General features: G+C 62.2%; 15 protein-coding genes. 8 read left to right on the forward strand and 7 right to left on the reverse strand.

All coding sequences use genetic code 11. The features are described from left to right. Positions 1–590: 590 nt before the first annotated feature. Positions 591–1643, reverse strand: a complete 1053-nt coding sequence (locus tag HYG77_RS35660; protein ID WP_244461543.1) for a ParA family protein — start codon at positions 1641–1643, stop codon at positions 591–593. An 840-nt stretch (positions 1644–2483) separates the two neighbouring features. Continuing rightward, complete coding sequence (locus tag HYG77_RS35665; protein ID WP_208964315.1) at positions 2484–3152, reverse strand: hypothetical protein; 669 nt, start codon at positions 3150–3152, stop codon at positions 2484–2486. A 721-nt stretch (positions 3153–3873) separates the two neighbouring features. On the opposite strand from HYG77_RS35665, the gene HYG77_RS35670 reads away from it, so the two are divergent. Further along, positions 3874–4266 carry a hypothetical protein gene (locus HYG77_RS35670; protein WP_208964316.1) on the forward strand — a complete coding sequence of 131 codons (393 nt, stop codon included), beginning with the start codon at positions 3874–3876 and terminating at the stop codon, positions 4264–4266. Positions 4267–4316: 50 nt separating this feature from the next. Here HYG77_RS35670 and HYG77_RS35675 read toward each other — a convergent pair whose 3' ends face one another. From HYG77_RS35675 to HYG77_RS35695, 5 genes are all read right to left on the reverse strand, one after another. Further along, the gene (locus HYG77_RS35675; RefSeq protein ID WP_244461544.1) at positions 4317–4499 is read right to left on the reverse strand and encodes a hypothetical protein; all 183 of its coding nucleotides are present in this window, start codon (positions 4497–4499) and stop codon (positions 4317–4319) included. A gap of 126 nt (positions 4500–4625) precedes the next feature. Further along, positions 4626–4940, reverse strand: coding sequence for a hypothetical protein (locus tag HYG77_RS35680; protein WP_208964317.1), 315 nt, complete (start codon positions 4938–4940; stop codon positions 4626–4628). Positions 4941–5381: 441 nt separating this feature from the next. After that, the gene (locus HYG77_RS35685; RefSeq protein ID WP_208964318.1) at positions 5382–7394 is read right to left on the reverse strand and encodes a cutinase family protein; all 2013 of its coding nucleotides are present in this window, start codon (positions 7392–7394) and stop codon (positions 5382–5384) included. 16 nt (positions 7395–7410) lie between these two features. After that, positions 7411–7674: a hypothetical protein gene (locus tag HYG77_RS35690; protein WP_208964319.1), complete on the reverse strand. Its 264-nt coding sequence runs from the start codon at positions 7672–7674 to the stop codon at positions 7411–7413. Continuing rightward, positions 7674–8516, reverse strand: a complete 843-nt coding sequence (locus HYG77_RS35695) for a sigma-70 family RNA polymerase sigma factor (RefSeq protein ID WP_208964320.1) — start codon at positions 8514–8516, stop codon at positions 7674–7676. Before HYG77_RS35695 ends, HYG77_RS35690 begins: the two co-directional genes overlap by 1 nt. A gap of 335 nt (positions 8517–8851) precedes the next feature. Between HYG77_RS35695 and HYG77_RS35700 the strand changes: the two genes are divergently transcribed. The 7 genes from HYG77_RS35700 (at position 8852) to HYG77_RS35730 (ending at position 17880) form a co-directional block, all read left to right on the forward strand. Then, positions 8852–9115, forward strand: a complete 264-nt coding sequence (locus HYG77_RS35700) for a hypothetical protein (protein WP_208964321.1) — start codon at positions 8852–8854, stop codon at positions 9113–9115. Next, complete coding sequence (locus tag HYG77_RS35705) at positions 9112–10323, forward strand: conjugal transfer protein (RefSeq protein ID WP_208964322.1); 1212 nt, start codon at positions 9112–9114, stop codon at positions 10321–10323. The genes HYG77_RS35700 and HYG77_RS35705 overlap by 4 nt, the downstream gene beginning before the upstream one ends. A gap of 6 nt (positions 10324–10329) precedes the next feature. After that, positions 10330–10656, forward strand: coding sequence for a hypothetical protein (locus tag HYG77_RS35710; RefSeq protein WP_208964323.1), 327 nt, complete (start codon positions 10330–10332; stop codon positions 10654–10656). A 159-nt stretch (positions 10657–10815) separates the two neighbouring features. Continuing rightward, a complete protein-coding gene (locus HYG77_RS35715) occupies positions 10816–11433 on the forward strand; it encodes a hypothetical protein (protein WP_208964324.1) in 618 nt (205 codons plus the stop codon). Positions 11434–11447: 14 nt separating this feature from the next. Next, positions 11448–13958 (forward strand): ATP-binding protein, encoded by a 2511-nt coding sequence (locus tag HYG77_RS35720; RefSeq protein ID WP_208964325.1) that lies wholly within the window; start codon positions 11448–11450, stop codon positions 13956–13958. After that, on the forward strand, positions 13955–16231 hold the full coding sequence (locus tag HYG77_RS35725) for a hypothetical protein (protein WP_208964326.1): 2277 nt from the start codon (positions 13955–13957) through the stop codon (positions 16229–16231). Before HYG77_RS35720 ends, HYG77_RS35725 begins: the two co-directional genes overlap by 4 nt. Beyond that, entirely contained in the window at positions 16231–17880 is a 1650-nt protein-coding gene (locus tag HYG77_RS35730) for a M23 family metallopeptidase (RefSeq protein WP_208964327.1), read from the forward strand. The genes HYG77_RS35725 and HYG77_RS35730 overlap by 1 nt, the downstream gene beginning before the upstream one ends. Positions 17881–18533: the final 653 nt, after the last annotated feature.

Here is an 18533-nt window from a genome sequence, read left to right on the forward strand (position 1 = left end):
GACCGCAAATGGCTCCTGATGCACCGGGATCCCGGCTGCGGATCGCCCGGCCACCGGCTGGAACAGGCTACGAAGTCCCGCGATCCCCACAGAATCGAAGGCCTCGATTGCGACATCAGCATGATCACATCTACGTTCGGCCGCGCGGCTCTGCAGTGCATCACGCGTAGCGCGATCCAGGTAAGCCGTCACGGTCACCTTCCCAATTTCCGTCGAAGGTTCGACATCGTCGGTGACCGGGGTCGGGTCCGGGGAAGGCCCATAAATGGGAGCCTGCTTCTCGGTGGGTGCGGGTGCGGGTGGTGGGGTTGGTTCTGGCTTACTGACCGGCTCGGAGTGAACGGGCACGGGCACCGCAGTAGTAGGCGCGGGTGATTCGGCTTGAGCTTGTGGCGGCTCCTGCGCTGCAGGCGCCTTCTCGGCAGGCCGAGACTCCTCCGCGGCTGGTTCTACCTCGGTGACCGGGGTAGAACGCCGCGGCTGGGTGGGGCTGCCAGCAGTCGGAAGGAGGCCGGCCAAACCCTCCGCTCGGTTACCTTTCGCAGCGAAAGCACTGGCAAGGCTCTTGCGACGGGGAGTGCTGGTTTCGGTCATGCCGAAGCCACCTCCTCGCTGATGGTCGACAAGCGCACGAGGATTTCGCGTGTCAGTTCTGCGTAGTCCTCGGCCAATCCGGACGCATTGCGCGAAAGTATCTGATCCGTCGGTTTGGCGCCCTTCTTCAAAGCGGCGAAACGTGCGACTTTGGCGACTTCGGTCTGCTGTTCCAGCTCATGGACCAACAAACCCTCCCGGCGGGCATCATAGGCAGTAGCTTCCATCGTTCGGATCCGGGATTCGAAGATCGGGGCGGCATCCCCGATCATCTCGTTGACGGATTGACGGATCTTCGCCGTGAGCTTGGTTGAACGCGAGCCCACACCGAACAAGCAAATACCTGCCAACTGCAACCTCGGGTTGACAGCCGGCAGATTACGGTCTGGATCACCATCCCGTGTCGCCGAGAACTGGCCGGCAATCGTTTCCAACCCGTCGAGGCTTGCGTCGTCGGCCCTGACCGGGATGACCACAGCCTGGACGACCTCCATCAGTGCCTCCATGATGGTCAAATCACCGGGCGGAGTGTCGAAGATGATCACGTCATAGTTGTGCGCAACCTGCAGCAGCATGGCGCGAACGAGCTGTCCGAGCCGCTTACCACCCTGACGCTGCTGCCGGGAAACCATGACGGCCGCCAGGTCGAACATCGCGGGGCCCCCCGGCACCACATCGAGATTCTCGCGGCCCCCGACATTGTGGACGATCGGAGGCGCGGATCCTTGCAGGAGCGCGGTGAACAGTTCAGATCCGTCTCGCTTGTCGTAGCCCAGATCGCGGCACAGGTTCCCCTGGGGGTCGAAGTCACCGATCAGAACTCGGTATCCGGCGGCGGCAAGGAGTCCACCGCAGTTGGCGGCACAGCTTGTCTTTCCCACCCCCCCCTTGCCGTTGAAGAATCCGAACGACACCGGTAGTTCCTGCTGCTCCGCAGTTGAGGTCTCGACGACATGCATGGACATGGCAGTTCTCCCATTGGACTTTGGTTGTGACGAGTGGTTCCCAGTGAAGCTAGCAGGATTCCTGGACAACTTGCTGTATGCCACGCGGGGTGAACCGTAGGTAGATCTGCGTGAGCAAACGCGTGAGATGCGACGGGGTCAACCGTATGAGGAAAGGCGGGTGGTCAAGCCTGGAGTTGAGCGTGATGACTGGCGTGCTCAGAGGCGTGTTAACAGGCATGGCCGCCAGTCTGAAAACACGTGTGTGAACAGGCATGGCAGACAGCGTGAGAACAAGCATGTGAACTGGCGTAGTCCCAAGCGTGGAGGCAGGCAGGAAGACACGCGGACCGAGCTGCAGATAGCAACACGGGTCCTCATGCGTGTGAACGCGCCTGAGGACATGCGTGAAAGGCAACGGGTCGTAATGTAGTGGGTAACGCGTGCGAATCTACATGAACAGCTACGGGACATCATGCGTGAAGAGCGGCGTGAAGCCGCGCATGGTGGCATGCGGGATGCGGAGCGGGACAACCTACGTGGAAGTAGGCGTGATCAACCGCGATGGACTGCACGTGACTGTATGCCGGTAACAACGCGTGTTGGAGTAGGTGATCAGACACGGGAGGCAATGCCGGTACGTACGCGTGAACTTGACCCTGTCGTCAATGCGGGCAACACCACTGGTTGTAAGACGTGAGCAGTTACGTGTGCCGCTGCTGGTTCGAGCGCGAGAGGGTGAACCGAATCAGATGCGTGACAGGGTGCCGTAATTCGGCGCTAGGCACAGTGTGTGAGAGCGCACTGGCGCCCGAGCGGAAAACTCTGCGGATCGAACGTCGAGTGCGGCGCAGGGCAAATGCCCCGCTGGGATGGGTCTACGCGCGTGAACGTATGGGGAAACCTTTGCGTGAACACATGCGTGAAGAGGTGCAGACTTGCGCTCTACCTGTACTGATGCGGTGTTCTGCGGGGATCGCCGACGACGCCGCGCTGGCATCGTTGGAGGTCTACCCGATGACTGAGGCCCGCCACAGTGAAGACGCCGATCGCATCGGCAATGTCCTCAGCTCGACGATGTCCGTCGAGCTCGACAACGAGGTCGATCAAGGTGTCCTCGAGAATGTTCTCGGCGGCCGTGTACAGGTCCCAGAGCTGCTTGAGCTCCCAGGCCCGGATCAAGGGGTTCGAGAAGTAGAGGCCGTCGACAATCCGTTGAACCCGATCCACCTGGGTGTTTGTTCTATCTGCAGGGCTCGACCAGGTCGCGAAGTGAGAGCTGGCCGAACAGTCGTCGACTGTCGAGTCCAGTTCGATGGCGACAGCGACCCAGGAAGTTGGGCAGATGGACCGACGTGCCTGCCTTACCGCCTCTCCGAACGCGCGTTGGCAGACTGCGGCGTACTCAGTGGCAGCACGCCGGCCCAGATTCAGCTCGCGCAGATCCATCAGTGAGGTGAAGTCCTGGCGCCCATTGGTGAATTCTGTAGCCGCGAGGAGCGCATCACTGCCATTCCATTGAAAGCGAGACTGTCTGTATTGATCGCGGTGCCAGCGCAGATCTTCGATCCACGGGCGGCCAAGCTCAAGGCCCTCACCGTTTGGCACCGTCATACGAACATGATGACATCGGACGATAGGTGTGTCACCCATAGTTATGCAATCGTCCCAAACGTTCTAAGGCGTGGCTCTAGCGCACAACACATAGATATGGAATATGGCAATCAAATCATCTACAGAGACGTGCAACCAGTACTAAATGGCTGTCCCATCGGCGTGAAGGCGCCGTCCCAAAAGCGTCCCATAGTCCGTTGGTAGTACATGTCGATGCGGAGGAAGCTCGTCCCATTACCCCATCAAAGGCATCAAAAGACGGAACCATGGGGACTATGGGAGGGTCTGGGATGAGATTGAGGTCGATTGCACCGCACCTGTCGATACCGCTCACGCGAGGTTGCGCTACCCTCTTCGGCGTATGTCCGTGTTGGTCTATGTTCTTCTTAAAACGTCACGTTTACCGTTGAAAGCGCGCCCTTGATGCACTGTTGGTCGTATGCACTGTTGGTCGAAGTGGTCCTGGGTGGCTGTATAAAGCACATCAAGATCATTTGGGTTCGAGCGAGCGCGTCTCGCTCCCTGTTCAGCATCGGAGTAAATCGTCGTGACGCAGGAACATGGTCAACCTCAAGCCACCGGGGGACACCGTCCGTTAGCTTCGACCTTTCGGTCACCGGCTGCTCGATCGGTCGAACACATCGCATCCCAATTCATTGAGGGTGGGGAGGATTCGGGAGTTGACGAGCCGTCTCGAGAAGCGCCACCCGAACGAGGGCCCGTGGTGACGGACCCGGACAGCGGAGGGAAGTCGTCCAGCGTTCGAGTGCCGGCAAAGTGCCACGCGAAACTCGAGCAGCTCCGCGAGCGGACAGGGATGACCAACGGTCAGATCTTCATTGTCGCGATCGAGGCGACGCACGACCGTCTGCCCGAGTTGTTGTATCCCGGCGGCCGAATCGGGGGAGGGCTCTTCGCACCCCGAGGTATTCGCGCCAAAACGTCACGTGACGATGCCGAGACGCAAGTGACATACCGCCTGTTCAAGGCGGACTTCGACGTCATCGATCAACTTGTTATCGATCTTGCCGCGAAGTCTCGGTCGCATCTGATCACAGCGGCCCTGACGGGGTACTTCTTCGGGGACGACGAACCCACACAGGCGGCAGAGTAGCGCCGACGAGCCCTACTTCTTGTTCGCGACTACCCAGAGCGCAAGGACAATCATCGGGCAACAGCGACGGGGACGGCCAGGAGTGAGTGGACGGTCGTCCCGGTCGCGGCGACACCATCGATCGCACTGACGAGAAGGGCCGCAAGAACCCACAACCCTGCAATATGACGGGCGCGAAGGCGCCGGAAGATTCCGAGGATTCGCGGTGGGATCTGGAGATCGCGTCGGAGCATCTGGCTCTCAGTTCGTCACCGGGTCGACACTGGTAGTCCGACCCCCACTGCGAAATGTTCGAGCGCGTCGAAGCAAGCGGCGGCCGCCTTTGCCATCTGAGCGGCGCTGTGGCGGGCGTTCCTGACCTAAACGCCCCAGAGGTTGCACGTCTGTTCGGCAGTGGGTGTGTGAGTCGGTGGTATCCCTAGAGCGCCAGCTGTCATTTTCCTGATATCGGCGCTCTGATACCAGGTGGGGGAGAGGTTGATCTCGGCGAACAGTTGGGTGAGCAATTGCGCGTGCTCGTCGGGGTGGAATCCGCCGGCGATGTGCCCCTCCATGCTCCTCGCGAGAGTCCGAAGACCGAGTGCAGCAGTTGCGCCCTCTGTGAGCTCGCTGTGACTCGGAGAGGTGATGTTCCAGTACCTTCCGGTGCTCGTGTCGATGGCAGCGATGTCCATTACCTGGGAATACCGTCACCGCCTACTGACGTCGTCACGTGTACGACGAACAGATCGCGACCACGGTATTCGAACTGTGGAGGGGGAGCCATGGCGTGCAGGGTAGGTGTGGTCCTGGCCTGCTTCGTTCTTGATTCCTGGAACAGCTCAAGCTGCTGCGTAAATTCCTTCTCCCGGAAGACAGCGAGCGCTAGCGGCGAGGGACCCCGAGACCCCGAGAACGGCGGACCCCGAGGCGGGACGGTATCGAGTGATCGTCTGTCTGTCTAGGAGTCGATTCGAATGAGAGACGACTCGAACTAGCGCATATCCCAATACTTCACGACTGATCCCATGCGTTTGACCGGACGAGGCGGGACACAGCGACGCAATGTCGGGGTGGCGGCCATTGTTCTGTCGACGTATATCGGACGACCGCCATTTCGATGATGAACGACCGACTTAGGCCAGGGCCTTGGCGATCGGATCACGGAAGTGGTTGGTCATGTCCTGCAGGGCCGTTGTGCCTGATGAATCGACGACGAGCTCCCCATAGTTCTGGTGAGTTCCGGACCCGATGAATGAGGCGAACTTGAGCGCTTCAGCACCGATCTGGGAGAGGGCGTCTGCATCGTCAGAGCCTGCCAAGGCGGCGAGGCTCGAGGCGAGCCCTCCAAGGTCTCCAGCCTGTGACTGCTGGGTGATCTGCTGCCCGGTCGTCGTGGCCGCAGAAACCGAACCGAGCTTGGACGCCTCGGTCTTCTGGCCACCGCTGAGTGTGCCCACCGCGATCTTCGCGAAGTCGAGGATGTGGGGGAGTGCGCCGAGGCCGGCTCCGATGATGTCGCCGGTCTCGATCGCATGCCAGAGCTGCTTTTGGAGTTCGCCGGCGGTGTTGGCCAGACCGATGATGTCGAGATTCCCGACGAGGCCGACGATCATCGAGATGATCTGTGCGGCGCCGGAAGGGTCGGGAATCATCGCGATCAGTGCCGCAGCCGTCTTGTAGTCGAGTCCGGCGGCGAGCTTGATGAGTGGCTCGAATAGGACGTTAATGCGGTCGAACTCGGCGTGGACAGCGTTGACCTTGGCCATCGGATCGAGACCCGGATCGAGAACAATGTGCGGGATCCGGTTGAACAAGATGTCGAGGATTGCAGGGATGTTGTTGGCGAGGTCGAATGCGTTCGTCCCGATGTGTGTGACCTGGTTGATGAGCACGCTCGGCTTGATGATCGAGAGTGCGTCCGCCGCGAGTGACAGACCATCAGCCGGAGTAGCGGCCAAGGGGGAGACCTGCGTGGACAGGGTGTCCACCGATGTCTGCAGCTGCTGCACCTGATCCGGCGTGGACGCATTCTGAACCGTCCGCGCGATGGTGTCCGCGGCCTGAAATACACTCGTCAAGTCGATGCCTTTGACCTTGTCGACGATCTGGCCGGCGGCGTATTCGGGAGTCGAAGCGTCTGCGGTCATGAGCATCTGTTCCACGGCCGGATTCTGGGTTACCCAGCTGGTCGTATCGGCCACCGGAACAAGAGTGTTGGCAACATCTGTCGCCGCCGATTCCATGCTGTCCAGGTCCGGAGCTCCGGACTGTAGCTGGTGCTGCAGGGTCTCGATGTTGCCGGCCAATCCCGGAAGATTGACCTTCGAGTAGTCGGACACCAAGGCGTTCTGCAGACCCGCGGTGGTGGGCTGAGATCCATCGCTCTGCTGCGGACCGGAAGCAGTCGGAGGCTGCGCAAGCACTCGCCCAAGTCCTGCGAGCAATCCATCCTTACCGGCGTTGGTCGAGCAGTAGAGATCGTCGGGCGCGCAGTACGAACGCGTGACTGCAGCTGTCTTTCCGAACCCGCCCGGCCTGGCCCCCGCGATCCCAACACCGTCGACGGGAGGACCGACGAGAGTGTTGTCGCCATTCGAACTCTGCCGTGGGTCGGCAACAAGACCGACAGCGATCAACTTCTCTGCCGGGATCGGACCCTTGTCGTGTCCGATCAACCATGCCAAGTCGCCGGCCACGTCCGCACCCTGGCTGTAGCCGCCGAGTGCGAACAGAGTGTTCAGGCATTGGGTGGCACGCTTCTGCATTACGCGCGCGCCGGCCGCGATGCCAGATGCCTTACTGGTGCCATAGGTCTTGCCCTTGTTGAAGGCGGACGCTTCGTACGCCGGATAGGTGATCTTGATGGAGCTGCCGAACTGCTGGGAAAGAGGATCGGTGACCTGCTTGAGCAGACCCTTCGCGACGTCAGGATTAGCGGTCGAGTCCGTTTCGAACGTTCCCGGCATCATCACCACTTCCACTGCCGGGCAGCCCGATGATGCCGGTGCCGCCCCGGCCTGACTTGGCGACACAACCGCGATGAGCGAGGCGAGGAGTGCAGCGAGCAGGGAGGCGACGAGCAGGGGAACCCGGGCGCTGAAGTTGGCGCGACCGTCCGCAGAAGTTGGCGTGTGAAGGTTCGTCATGAGTGTTCTCTTTTCGTCAGCGATACAGCGCCGGCACGAGGACCCGACCGCTGTCGATATGAGTGGTGATGCCGAGGGGGAGAAAGTCAGCGACAGTGAGAGCGACCCTGCTCATCGCATGCGATGACTCGGCGAGCAGTCCGGGACGAGCGATTGTGGGGTGGGTGAGTGCAGCATCGAATCCTTGCGTCGCTTCGAGGAGCAAGGATGTTTCGGTCAGAAGAAACGCCGCCGCGATGAAGACCATGACGGTGAACAGAGGCGCGAGACTGCGGGTCATCAGATCGCCGCAGTAGTCGTTGCCGTCCGACGACGACCACGTGCAAACCGGGGTCGAGGAGTCGGCTGGTTGGAGGCGACGACACTTTTGCGAATGCGTGTGACCGCGCGGTAGAGCCGCTGGCGAAGCGCTGCCGGAGTCATCCCAACCTCCGCGGCAATCACGGCCAGGTCGCAATCGGTCTGTTCGAGGTATGCCCGCTGAATGAGAGTGCGATCGAGGTCGTTGATGACCTTCTTTTCGACCGCCCAGGTGAGCAGCGCCGGAGCAGAGATAATCGCTTCCGGCTCGTTCTCAGCACTGTCGGACTCGTCCATGACATCGGAGGCGGGGATTTCCTGGGTGAAGGTTTTCTCGCGCGTGATCTTCTTCAGCGTGTGCAGGAAGAGCGCCGCGTAGACGTTCTCACCTGAGGGCCTGTAGGTGGCGATCAGTGACATGAACGTCGCCACAGTGGAGGCCGCTCTCTCATCGCACGCGTGATACCGATCGTGCCCACTGACCCGTGCGTGGCGGGTCAGGGAGATGAGCTTGCCGAGCATCAGCTGCAGTAGCGCTCGCCCGGCAAGGGAGCTTCCTTCCTGATGCAGTGTCAGCAGCGCCAGAAGCACACCATCACGATCTCGGCGGTGCGCTGCGGCGAGATCGTTGAGATCGGCGACTTCTCGGAGCGCGTCCTGGCTCACCGACCACGTCAAGACTTCGGCGGCGGCCGCGGGGCGAGCGCAGAGGTACATCCACTCGGTGTTCAAGCGGCTGTACAGATTGCTCTGCGCGGTGCTGCGAACCGGCGTTGCCGATGAAGCTGTGGTGGCGGTGGGTGCGTGGGTGGACGTTTCCACGATCGGTCTCCTCTGGGCGCGGGCGAGGTGGTCTCGCGCCCAGTACAGCAACCGGATATTGCCTCTGGCCTGCGTGTTTGTTGTTGCCGGAGGGGTTGTCGTTATTGCCAGGGCGTTGTTGCCGTGAAGGTTCCGGCCTGTGCGGCGGTGGGCAGGGAGTGCCCCTCGCGTGCGCCCTTTCGGCTGAGGCAATAACCCCTTGGCGACTGCAGAAAAAACTTCAAAAAAGTTTCGCGAGCGATGTCACTCAAGCCCCCGGACCCGGATCTTCCTCCCAGTAGAAGCCCACTTTTCTGTGTGGCGCTCTTCCGCACCCCAGTCGCCAGGAGGACCGGATGCACGAGCTCGACAACTCGCTGCAAGCCCAGCTGCACGATCTCGGCTACGTGCACGCCGTCACCGAGGAGATCCGCCGAGTCGCGGCAGCCCTGGCGGTGAACCCTCTCGATGAAGAGGCGAGCACTTCGCTGTGGCTGTTGGTGTTCGTCGAAGCGCCAGCCGCGCGCGCCGCGCTGTCGCGGGCGTCCGCATTCGACATCGCGGATTCCGTCCCCGATTGCAGAACGTCCGACCGGACGACAGAAGCCGGCATCCGATGAAGATCGACCTCGCGAAAATCAACAACTTCGGCCGCAGCCCCAAGAGCAAGACCGATCCCGCGACTGAAAATTGCGTCGACTCCGTTGTCGACGAAGCCGAGGAGTTGGCGCGCGCGGAGCGTGCACAGTGGGGCCTTCGGCAGGTGTGGACCACCAGACTTCTCAAAGCAGGAATCCTCGCCGCACTCGGCGCCGGAACAGTGGCCCTGATCCTCGTCGTCTTCGGATCCTCGCCCACCCCGAACCTCACCGACAACGCCACCGAAGACACCGCGGACGTCGACACAATCGGTCAAGCGAAAGCCGAAGATCTTGCTCGGCAGTTCGTCGTTGCCTGGCTCCAGGCAACGCGTGGTAATGAGCAAGAACTCGATCATTTCGTCTCGGGAAGCCCCAGCCTTCCGACCGCGCCGTTGTTTGCCGCGAGTGATCCGGCCGTCGCGTCAATCGACTACGAGGAGAAGTCACGGACATACGCGGTGACGGTCTCGGTGTCAGTTCGAGCCGCCTCGGACGCGAATGCGGCCACAGTTCGTCGCTACTTTCAGGTGGCGGTTGTGGTCACCGAAGCGGGCGTCAGGGCCGCCGCACTCCCCGCCGAAGTAGCTGCCCCTTCAACGTCGATCGACGTCAAGCTCGGCTACAAGTACCGGGTCGCCAACCATCCCATCGCCACGTCCGCGCACGAGTTCCTGTCCGCGATGTTGACCGGCAACGGGGAAGTAGCCCGCTATCTCACGCCGGGGGTTTCGATCGCCCCGATTGTCCCGGCGCCGTATCGCGGCGTGGCAATCACCGATGTCTATTCGTCGGAAGACCTGAGTGGTGCCAGTGCATCGGCACCACTGCCTGACGGTGATGTTGTGCGCCTCCTGGTGACGGCAGCGCAGAAAGTCACCGAGGTCGGTTCGGTTAGTGGGCAGTACGCGCTGACGATGACCTCCCGCGGCGGCCGGTGGGAGGTCAGCGCAATTGACGCAACGCCGTTGTACCCGCCGGCGGCACCCCGAACACCATCCTCGTCAACGACCGCATCGAGCTCGACCACCACACCAAGCTCGGGTGCCCCGGAGTCCGCTTCATCTGATTCAGGTCAGGTTCCCGCATCGTCTGAATCAGGGCAGACTCCCGCACTTTCAGTGCCGACTGCCGGCGACGTGCCGTTGTTTTCCCCGTCAGGAACCGATCGTCATTCATCCGGAAGGTAACCCATCATGTCCATTGCGCTCGCCGCCACCGATCCCAACAACGCGGTCCTCGCCGTAGGGCTTTTCGACAAGGCGCAGGAGTTCACCAACGACGGCAAGCTGCTCCTCCAGTCGGCCGCCGGCTGCCTCGTTTTGTTCTTCCTTCTCAAGAATCTGATGGCCTCATTCACAGTTGCCCGACTCATCACATCAGCGCTCATCGGCGGTGCAGCACTGTGGGTCGTCTTCAACATGGACGTCCTGAAGGACTCGACAGGTGAGGAGTTGGAGAGTGCTCCCGCCGCGGTGCACATCGTGGCCGAGCCGAGTTCCGGCTTAGACCTTCCGGTGTGATCTCCGCGCGTTCGCACCGACTGAAAGACGCCTTGTCGGCAATGACCTCATGGCGCGACCGACCTCTACAAGGAGGCTCCAAATGTTCGATGTAGCTAGCACTGCGGAAGCGGGTTCGCGGCTTCGCCGGCATGAAGTCACGAGTGGGCCGGTGCTGTGATGAGCGACGAGCGCACCACCGGAGAAGTCATCAAGAACTTCACCCGCGCTCGCAAGGTGCCGCAACTGATCGGGCGTACACCTGACGGAAAGAATCTGCCGTTCGGTCCCTATACCGTTCCGCAGGCCGTCAGCGGCGCAATCGTCGGTGGGCTCCTGTGGCTCCTGCATCCACTGTGGCTTCGGGACAGCATTTCCTGGAACGTCGGGTTCTTCGCCTTCTGGTCATTGGGCACCGTCTTTGTCGTCGGCAAACTCCGGTTTGCCGGCCGGAGCCCCGCCTCAGTGGCACAGGGAATCTGCGCCGCAGCCTTCGCGCCGGCCGGTGCCAAGATCCAAATCAACGGCCGCCGGGTGACTATGCGGCCACCCCACCTCGTGCGTCCGAGTGGCTACATCACTGCCGACCTCACGACCGCCGCACTCAGTGCCACGGTCGTCCCGCAGGCCGTGCACATCGCCACCGCCGAGGTCACTGGAACCGCATCGGCGGAACCTGTCGCACCACGACCGCAGACCTCCGCTCCGGTGCCCACACCGGCGAGCGGGCCCACCCATCGCGCCGGCCGATCGAGCGTCAAGGAACTCCTCGCTCTGGCTGCTGCAGGCACCGAGTAGAAAGCACCGCCACTATGGAACAGCCGACACTGTCAATGGCCGCGAACATCCGGTGGACGAAGTCCGGCGTTGTCTGGGCGGACTACGTGCTCACGGGCCTCGACTACGGTTACCGCCCCGACGTGGACAAGCGCACTGCTCGTACCCTGCACACGATGCTCGTCCGCGCCCTTCCGGGCGAGTCACTGTTGATGGGCATCGCAGCATCGTTGAGCGCCGAAGCCGTCGTTTCCCGAATGACCGAAGGCGTCGATCTCGATGCACACCCGGACTGGGCAACCGAATGCGAAGCAACTCTCGACTCGATCGAGCTATACCGCCCGGGGCAGAGGATCTACTGGCTGAGCATTCCGCTGACCACACCCAAGGTCGTCGATCAGGTCAAGGCCGCGGCTCATTCGGCCTGGACCACACTCTCCGACTACATCGGGCTGCCGCGGACCGCAATTGACGATGACGAGATCCGGGCCCGTGTCCGGCAGGCCAACCGGATCATGGCCGACATCCCCGGTGTCTTCGATGCGCAACCGGCCACTCCCGCTCAGATGGTGTGGCTGTGGCAGCACGCGATGACGCGCGGACTGCATGTCGACCCTGACCTGCCGGACGCAGCCGTGACGCCAGGAGCAAAGTCAGGTGCCGCCCTGTCCGCATGCCGGATCGACGAGGGCGCCCAATCGGATCGAGAGAAGGCTTCGGGTTGGCGAGGCAAAGTCCCGACGTTCAGTCGGGTCCTGAAAGTCGACCAGCCGTACGAAATGGTCGACCACCCTGCCTCCTACCAAGTGCTCCTCGCGCTCGCTGACACCCCCGCCGGTGGCGTCTATTTCCCCGGCTCGGAGTTCTTCACCCTCGCTGACGACTTCGGCGATATCGATGTCGATTTCGCCGTACGGCTCAAGGTCACCGCCGGTGCCGATGTCATGCGAGCGAACAAGCGCGCGCTCGAGAACCTGAAGGAGCAATACGAACAGCGGGAAGGAGAGTTGGCCGGCGGCCAAGGTGTTCTCGACCTCGCTGCCGCCGCGTTGACCGAATACACCTCGTTGCTCGAGACGAACCGCGATGAGGTCGAGGTTGCCTGGACGGCGTTGTTCGCGGTAGGAGCTGATTCCGAGGAGCGTGCACTCGCTGATGCGAAGGCATTGGTGAAAGCGTTCGAACAGCAGGAATACAAGGTGGTCGCGCCGGTCGGCTACCAGGAAGACCTGTGGTGGGCGATGTTGCCTGGCGTTCCCACATCGAAGATCGTCCGCGAGTTCGCGCAGATCACCACATCGACGCATTTCGCGGCGTACATGCCGTTCATTCGCAACGATCTCGGCGATGGCAGCGGTCCGCTGTTGGCACTGAACATCACCACTTCTCGGATCGGTGTGGTTCACCACGACGTCGCCGGAAAGTCCCTGCGCGACCAGTCCGGATCCTTCGCGGTCACCGGTGAGCTCGGATCGGGCAAGTCGGTCACCATGAAGGTGATCGCCGGCCAGGTCGTCGACTGCGGGGGGCAGGTCATCGGTATCGACCAAAGCGATCTCGGCGAGTACGCCAATTGGGCCAAGGCCGTCACCGAGGCAGTCGTGGTCGACCTCGTCGAACCCGAATACAGCATGGATCCACTGAGGATCTTCGAGGCCGGGGTCGCAGCAGAAATGGCCCAGTCCGTGTTGTTGACACTGCTCCGGATCCAGCCATCCTCAGACCTGGGCATCGCATTGGCGAAGGTGCTCGAGCCCGAATACCGCGCAATGCACCCCTACCAGGGTTTGGGCGAGCTGACCGAACACCTCCTGTCCGGTGCTTGCCCGATCGCCCACGCCCAAGATCTCGGCGAAGCGATGAACGTCTACGCCCGCCGCACCTACGCGGCGGCACTGTTCGGCAAAGATCTACCCCCGCTGCCCATCACTGCTCCCGCCATCATTTTCCGCACCCACAAGGTCGACTTGCCGACCCAGCTGCAGACCGAGAAGCAGCACCTCTATGAGAACCTGCCGCTGGAGAAGCGGTTCGGTCACGCGGTGTACACCCTCATCGCGAAAGTCGCCCGCGGACAGTGCTTCACCGACCCCGACCAGATGGCGTTGTTCCTCGTCGACGAGGCACACCACCTCCTCAACGCCGACGACGGAGTCGACATCGTCGAGGACTTCGTACTGCAGGGCCGCAAGTCCTCTGCCGTGGTGGGTCTCGGCGACCAGGACTGCGCGTTCGGCACCCCGAAGCTGCGCGGACTGATCAAGACCCGCATCGCGCACCGTCATACAGACGAAACCCTCGCCAAGCGCGCCATTGAATGGCTCGGCCTCGACCCGGACGACTACGGACTGGTCAAGCAATACATGGAGCAAACAGCTCCGGTAACCGGAAAAGGCAAGTACGTCGAACCGCACCGCCGCGGTGAAGGCTATATGCGCGATGGCAGCGGAAACATCGGTCGTATCAAAACGCTGCTGCCGGCAACCGAGTCTCGCCGAATTGCAGTGTCGACCACTCCGAAGGACAACAAGCTGGTGAAAGCATGACCGCGGCCGCGGCGTCCTCCCGTGAACGGGAGGTGGTCGGCGCCCCTAAACCCCGGGAGTATTGCAGTGTCCGCGCCGCGGCCAAACGCTCACTGCTGTGGCTTGTCACCGCATGGATTCCGCAATCCTGGCTGACCACGCTGATACACCTGACCCGTCCAGTAACCCGCTGGTTATGGGCACGCTGGTGGAGCCGGCTACTCATCCGCCTCATCGCCGGCTGGCACGCGGCCGGCGCCATCTTGATGATCGTGGCCACCCCGGCTCTCGCCGATCCCGCCGGCGGCGGCGGTGCGAGCCCGTTCTTCGCCTGGATGAATCTGGAAGATTCGCACGGCATCGACGCGTGGGGCTACTTCCTGTCCATCGACAAAGGCAACGCCTCGGTGGGCGGCGGCTGGCGCATGATCTGGGCGTACATCATCACCCTCGAATACGAGGTCTTCCGCTTCCTGATGGCAACGGCCATCTGGTTCATCACCTGGGTGCTCTCGTTCGAATGGCTCGACCTGATCCTCACGCCCGTGCGCACCATCGCCGACTCGGTCACCTCCATCACCAATCAGTTCGCGCTGACCCCGCTGATGCTCACAGTCGCCGGACTCAGCGTCGCCATCTGGATCATCCGCGGCCGATTCTCCACCGGAATCTACGAGCTCCTCATGTCCTGTGTCATCGCGGCCGCGGCCGTGGGCGTTCTCTCGAACCCCGTCGATCGCGTCCTCGGGGACGACGGGCTCGTGCTGTCGGCGCGAGATGCCGGCCTGGAGGTTGCCTCAGGGCTCGCGAACGGTGGTGATACCAGAGGAAACCCGCAGACCGAGATCGAAACGATCGAATCGAAACTCATCGATACGTTCATCCGCCAACCGACCCAGTTGATCAACTTCGGAGTCGTTCTCGATGCCCCGGAAAACAACGGGAAATGCGTCAAAGAGTTCGACGCCGCGTACCTCGCGAAGCCCAAGGAGCCGGGACTCGCGGACAAAGCGCAGGACGTCGTCTCCGAGATCGCCCCTGGGGCAGGCGTAGCCCTTGACCTGATCAACCCCGACGCGAAACCAGAAGACCGCGTCAAAGATGCCATCGCCACATGTGAGGGGGAGGACGGGCCGATGAAGGCCTATGCCGACAACCCCGGTCCCGGACAAGCAATGGGCCTGTTCTTCCTGATCTTCGCCGGCGCACTCCTCATGGCCTTCGCGATCTACCTCGCCGGCCGATTGATCATCGCCGCAGGTGTCTCGATCGGCAATGCCATCAAATCGATACCAGGAGTCGTCCTCGCCATCGCACCCTCGATGCGCGGACAGTTCTGGCGGACCATTGCCAACGTCGCAATGGCGTTGCTGCAGATGATCTTCGCCATCGTCTTTCTCGTCGGATACGTCATGGTCGTCGAGGATCTCTTCGCTGCAGACGAATCGAACCTGATCCGCACAGTGTTCTTCGTCGACATCTTCCTGGTCACCGCACTTCTCCTCTTCCGCCGAGCGGTCAAGGGAATGAAGCGAATGTCGGACAACCTGGCAACGATTCTGGCCAAACGGCCCAACGCCGCACCGACAGCCATTAGTCGCTCAACGCCCACCACAGCGCGCGACATCGCTGCGATGGCCGCCAACGGACGCCACATGTACCAGGGCGGAAAGGCCGTGGTGAAGAGGGCAGGAGCACTAGCGAAGAAGTCCGGCACTGCCGCGGCAACGACCGGAAAAGTCGCAGCCGGAGCCACGTCAACCGCAGCAACCGGCGGGGCAGCTGCAGTGCTGGTTGCCGGACGGGTCCTCTCCTCGACGGCGAAGCGAGCAAAGAACAAGGTCGACTCGATCACCGATCCCGACAGCTACCCGAAGCCCACCTCAGGAACGGCCGGTGCCCAGAGTCGTGGAACCGCCGCTACGAACTCTGCTGCCGACGCTGTCCGGAGTCGACTGTCGAAAACGGCGGTGTCGGACAAGGCCGGCATCAAACACCCCATCGGGGTCGCCCCGTCATTGCCGGTCCCCAACCCCGGCCAGGTCCGCGCCTCGGCCACGACGACCAGTAGCCCTGACGGTCGCCGATTCCGCGAATTCACCACCACATCTGGGGCGCCGGTGATGTTGCCGACTACACCGAGCCGCACCCCGCGACCAGCCAGACCCGCATCTCCTGAAACAGGGGTCCCCAACGGTTCAGGGTCGAAGACTGCTCAGCTGCTCGCTGCCGCCGCGCAGTCCGGATCCGCGCCGGTAGTCAAGCCGAGCGCACTGGCCCACCGAGCTCGCTGATGACTCTCCTCGACACACCACCGTCGACCCCGGACACACAGGAAGGCAGCTCGAAAAGGTGGTGGTGGCTGCTCGCCGGCATACCCGCCTTCGCCATGGTCATCATGATGGCTCCGATACTGGTCATCCTCGCGACGACCGGTAGTGACACGAACTGCGGTCAACCTGTGCCAGACGCCGGGGGCGGCAGCCTCACGGGAATCAAGCCCGGATCCCTCGCGGTCCCGATGGCCGAAGGCACCTACACAATCAGCTCACCCTTCGGTATGCGCGAGGCAGGCATGCACGACGGCCAGGACTACGCAGCACCACTGGACACCCCGTTCTACGCCGCCGGTGACGGCGAAGTTATCGCCGCCGAGCCCGCCGCCGGTTACGGACACTGGATTCGAATCCGGCACACCATCGATGGCCAGATCGTCGAATCTCTGTACGGGCACATGCAAGCATCCGGGGTCCTCGTCCACACCGGTGACAAGGTCAGAGCGGGCCAACTGATCGGCAAGGTGGGTAGCGAGGGACAGTCGAGCGGGCCGCATCTTCACTTCGGCATCTACCCCGGAGGCTGGTCACTGGGCGGCGGAGTAGATCCCATTCCGTGGCTCAAACAACAAGGAACCATCTCGGCCACTGGGCCGGCAGAGCTGGTCGCACATACCGACTCCACCGGTGGCGATCTACCACCGCTGCCCGCCGACAAAGGCAGCGAAGCGCACATGCAGGTCGACTCCATCCGCGTCATGCGCACAATCGCGGCGGCCTTCCCCGAGATCATCACCATCGGCGGATGGCGCCCCACGGACGCCGTCGCCCAGGACCACCCCAACGGCCGCGCGGTCGACATCATGATTCCCGACTCCGCGAGCGCCCAAGGGAAGGCGCTCGGCGACAAGATCGCCCTGTACCTCCAACAGAACAAAGTGGCCCTCAACGTCGAATACTTGATCTGGCAACAGCGTTACTGGGATGGCACCGGTGACTGGTCGCTGATGGAGGACCGGCACGGCTACACCGCAAACCACTTCGACCACGTACACGTGACACTCAAGGGCGGCGGGATGCCGACCGCCGCCACCAAGTACGGCAGCGCTCCTGGCGGTACGACCACCACGGAGCCGTGCCCGCCAGAGGGCGGTGATCAGACCAAGTTCGCCCCTGGCAGCATCCCGCCGCAATACACCAACGCAGTCTCGGCCGCTGGATCACTGTGCCCAGAGGTAAGCCCGGTTCTGATTGCCGGCATCGTTCAACAAGAGTCCGGATTCAACGAAAAGGCCGTCAGCAAGGGCGATGGCGTAAACCAGGGCGGCGCCGAAGGAATGAGTCAGTTCATGCCGGAGACCTGGAAGGTTTTCGGTACGGATTCCGGTCTAGATCGAAGCGGAAAAGCGGAACCACCGAACGCTGCCGACCCGTTCAATCCGTACGACGCGATCGCCTCGGAAGGGCGCTATCTCTGCCACATCGCCGACTACCTTCGACCACATCACGACAGTGGAGCCGTCAAGGGCGACTTCACCGATCTGATCATCGCCGCCTACAACAGCGGGGAAGGTGCCGTCGTCACCTACGGCGGGATTCCGCCATTCGGCCAGACCCAGGCATACGTGCCGGCCGTGCGTGAGCACATGAAGAAGTTGGCGGCCTGACACTCGCTCGGACGTTATTGCCACACCGAAGATCGGCGCCCGACCCAAGGCCGGCCACCCACCGCTCGGTAGTAGTGGAAAGTGCGCACTCGGGCAGGGTGAGGCGAATTCGTGCCCGTCCCGGTGAAATCCGACCCCTTGGCAATAAGGGATAAGCGGTCCCGCCTCGGGATCAGCGCAGACGTTCAGAGACACAAAAACCCCTGGCGGGGGTTTCGCGAGGAGGATTTGGCAGGTCCTCTGCTTATGGCCTTGGCCGGGCCGTCACTTTTTCTCTGAGGTGAGGTCGAAAGTTGGCGCTTTCGAAACTCGTACTGCATACCCCACGCTCAGGGCAACTGACTGCTGCCCGGCCGGCAGCGTTACTTGGACTGGAGGAGCAACCATTTCTTCCGCCCCTGCCGCGAGCGAGCGGAAGCGGCAGCGGGTCGTTGAGAGGCGCCCTGCCGGTTGAACCCGCACCGGATGCCGGCGCGGTGGCGGACGGCATTGGGTTGGAACGGGTTCGCGATCGTTGTGCGATGTCCTGACTCAGTGAAGGTGGCGACGACTCAGGTGAATCTGGCGAATGTGGCGGTCTATCTGGCGGACGGCTCAGCAAACCTGGCGAATCCGAGGTGGTCACCCGCGATCGGGAATGAATCGAGGCACCG

The organism is Rhodococcus sp. ZPP, from assembly GCF_017656075.1.
Taxonomy (GTDB): Bacteria; Actinomycetota; Actinomycetes; order Mycobacteriales; family Mycobacteriaceae; genus Rhodococcus_F; species Rhodococcus_F oxybenzonivorans.

Bases quoted from the DNA above. Each gene is read 5' to 3' on its own strand.
- HYG77_RS35675 (WP_244461544.1), bottom strand. From the start codon at position 4,499: ATGCTCCGACGCGATCTCCAGATCCCACCGCGAATCCTCGGAATCTTC.
- HYG77_RS35700 (WP_208964321.1), top strand. From the start codon at position 8,852: ATGCACGAGCTCGACAACTCGCTGCAAGCCCAGCTGCACGATCTCGGC.
- HYG77_RS35725 (WP_208964326.1), top strand. From the start codon at position 13,955: ATGACCGCGGCCGCGGCGTCCTCCCGTGAACGGGAGGTGGTCGGCGCC.
- HYG77_RS35685 (WP_208964318.1), bottom strand. From the start codon at position 7,394: ATGACGAACCTTCACACGCCAACTTCTGCGGACGGTCGCGCCAACTTC.
- HYG77_RS35705 (WP_208964322.1), top strand. From the start codon at position 9,112: ATGAAGATCGACCTCGCGAAAATCAACAACTTCGGCCGCAGCCCCAAG.
- HYG77_RS35710 (WP_208964323.1), top strand. From the start codon at position 10,330: ATGTCCATTGCGCTCGCCGCCACCGATCCCAACAACGCGGTCCTCGCC.
- HYG77_RS35715 (WP_208964324.1), top strand. From the start codon at position 10,816: ATGAGCGACGAGCGCACCACCGGAGAAGTCATCAAGAACTTCACCCGC.
- HYG77_RS35720 (WP_208964325.1), top strand. From the start codon at position 11,448: ATGGAACAGCCGACACTGTCAATGGCCGCGAACATCCGGTGGACGAAG.
- HYG77_RS35730 (WP_208964327.1), top strand. From the start codon at position 16,231: ATGACTCTCCTCGACACACCACCGTCGACCCCGGACACACAGGAAGGC.
- HYG77_RS35665 (WP_208964315.1), bottom strand. From the start codon at position 3,152: ATGACGGTGCCAAACGGTGAGGGCCTTGAGCTTGGCCGCCCGTGGATC.
- HYG77_RS35680 (WP_208964317.1), bottom strand. From the start codon at position 4,940: ATGGACATCGCTGCCATCGACACGAGCACCGGAAGGTACTGGAACATC.
- HYG77_RS35690 (WP_208964319.1), bottom strand. From the start codon at position 7,674: ATGACCCGCAGTCTCGCGCCTCTGTTCACCGTCATGGTCTTCATCGCG.